A 2,814-nucleotide genomic window follows, 5' to 3' on the forward strand; every position below is an offset into this window, starting at 1 on the left:
AAATAAGACCTATTGTATTAACTTCTTCATTAAAACGCAAAATAAACCGATTTGGAAAGCCGTTTTCAAATCAAACCTCATTTTTATACAATTCAGTCTTATTTACCGCTTCCCAGCGATTTTTCTGTCTTATATAATTGAATTAACAAATATTGGGGGGTAAAATGAATAAACAAAACGTATCATCAGCACTCGACAACCCTAGATTGTAAAGATGTTTTATCTTCCTTTGTGTATTGCATTTCTAAGATTTTCATTGCCCTTTATCCCTTTATACTTTACTTGTACCAATAACCCATTACTTCACCTTTTCTAAAACCATAAAGAACGTACTATCCGGTAGCGCAACTGCATTCCCAGACTCATCTTTAAACTCAATTTTCTCGTTTAGATGATTTATATATCCATCCTGCAAATAGTTCATAGCTTGAATGATGTTTACTTGATCTCCAAAGATACCCTTTACGAAATCCTTATAGTCGTTTGGTGTAAAGATTCCAAACTGCTCCTGCACCTCATGAACGAAGGAATCCTCGCCCCAGGTATACGTATATAAGAACTCCATCGCATCGTTAACAGGCATTTTGACTGTATTGTCTGCAAGTACCTCATACTGGATTATACGCCCCTTAAATTCATGGACATACTGCTCTAAGAACTTCATTCCGCCCGCATCTTTAAAACGAATCACACGCATTAACGTTTTATCTTCGGTCATGATGCCATCACGAATGATAATACGACCTCCTGGCTTTAACACCTCATAAGCACTTTGCAGACCCTTTTTAATTACTTCATGATTGAATTTCTTACCTTCATACTCGATATAAGAGAACAGCTCATGAAGGATAGAAGAATATACAATCGTATCAACCGATTCTTTATCAAACGAGCTGCTTAAGTTGATTGCATCCCCTTTAATGACGTCCCAAGAACGACCCTCGTTCTGCTTCTTCTTTTTCAACGTATCAATCACGTTTTCGGAAATATCGATACCGTAGATTCGTTTATCCTCGGTCTCTTCTTCAATCATGTCTAGCATGACACCACCACCGGCTCCGACATCTACAACCGTATCTCCCTTTATATAATCAAGAATAATTCGTTTATCATCAGCCGAACTATTCATATGCTCCAGATACACTTCTTCGTTATGGAATCTATCATACGCATCCTTACGTAACCCGAAGAAATCAAACAGCAGCACATTTGCCCGAGCATGCATCATATCTATCTTTTCTGCCTCTACACAGAAGGTAATTAACGCCTCACCTACAGCAGAAAACTGAAACGACACATACGCAGTCTTCATATCTTCATCGACTTTAGCCTCAAAAGAAACATGCGTTGTATCCGGCTTCTCGTTCTCACGGTACTCCCGTAGATACTTCTCAATAACCCGCTTACGATACACGTTGTCCTTCTTCTCGCCTTTGAAATCATAGTGCAACTGCTGCATCAATTTCTCGAAATGGATATGCTGAACCTTTCCAGTGCCTATCTCGTTCTTTAACATAACAAAAACTGTCCAGATATCCTCGAAGCTAAGAGCATGCATAGACGGTTCTACATACCACAAATCCTTATCAGATAAGAAGGTTTGAACACCACTCTTCTCGCTCCCCATAATTATATCTTTTTCAAATGCTGACTCCTTATGTTTTGGCGTGAGTCTATGTATGCGAGAAGTAAATGGCTCCACATAACCATCAAACAGACCATCAATTGTAATCTTCACATCGTTCTTTACTTCACTCCACAAGGATTTTGATACGCCCTCAATAATACATTGGTTAAGATAGTATAGAATCTCCTTTAACCTAGCGTCTCCGTACTCTTCTTTATACGTGTTAATCAAATCAACATGAGAATCTAAACGAGCCTCCCCGCGGATATACTGCCCGATTAATCCATGTGTTCTAATTAAATCTCGAACAAATAAATACTCTGTAGAGTTTAAGTTTGTCTCTATACGTTCGATAAACTGAATATTACTAAAGATATCAGCAGAACCCTCGTTATGTACCAATAGGTTAATCCCGTTTTTCTTCCATTGCTCCCGCTGTTTTAAAGAGCCTACCTTTGCAAGCTCACTATACGTTAGTACCTTTTCAATAATATGATACGCTTCTTCATCTAAAGACAACCCATCTAACACTTGCAGCGTACGGTGTACATAGTACAACACCGCATCTGTCTTTAATGCACCAAGTACCTGTACATTCTCATAGTTTTGATGTATCTCCTCTGCCTCGATTAGATGCTTTAACCACGTAGGGAGAGCATCAGAAAACCCTTCAATGTATTTATTTAGAACTTCAATGTTTTTCAGCTTATTTACCCCCATATATAATCAATATCCTCGCATTACCCTAACGCCCGTAACACATTAAGTCCATTCTCTGTTAGCTTTACCGCACCGTTTGGACAACCCTCACAACCTGTACTTTGCAATTAACCGTTTATTAAGCAGCGATTGTACCGTCCGTTTGTTGGGACCCCATAGCTCAGCAGGGAGAGCGCCACCTTGACAGGGTAGAGATCATGAGCCCGAGCCACCGGAGTCATACAACTACTTTCAAAATAGTTTATAACTTATAAAAATCTGTCTCATTAGTTCTTATTTCAGACCTTAATTTTTAAACTTCAAACATAAAACTCCTACGGTTGGAAAATCCGCCGGGGCCCACTTTAACTCCAATAAATTATTAACATGAACCCATATCAACTCGGCATGCTTTTTTGATTACATTTCTATAAAATCATACATTAAGCATAATTCCAATCTTTTCCGATATCACAATCCCCATATGG

The 2,814-nt window shown here is 38.7% G+C and carries 1 protein-coding gene; it reads right to left on the reverse strand.

Annotation, left to right across the window (positions count from 1 at the left end):
* Positions 1-298: 298 nt before the first annotated feature.
* Entirely contained in the window at positions 299-2,347 is a 2,049-nt protein-coding gene (locus AB3X48_RS20635; protein WP_016105475.1) for a class I SAM-dependent methyltransferase, read from the reverse strand.
* Positions 2,348-2,814 lie beyond the last annotated feature (467 nt).

The sequence above is a fragment of the Bacillus sp. S4 genome, from assembly GCF_040838205.1.
GTDB lineage: Bacteria > Bacillota > Bacilli > Bacillales > Bacillaceae_G > Bacillus_A > Bacillus_A cereus_U.

Excerpts from the sequence above, each read along its gene's own strand:
- AB3X48_RS20635 (WP_016105475.1), bottom strand. The coding sequence starts at position 2,347 with ATGGGGGTAAATAAGCTGAAAAACATTGAAGTTCTAAATAAATACATT.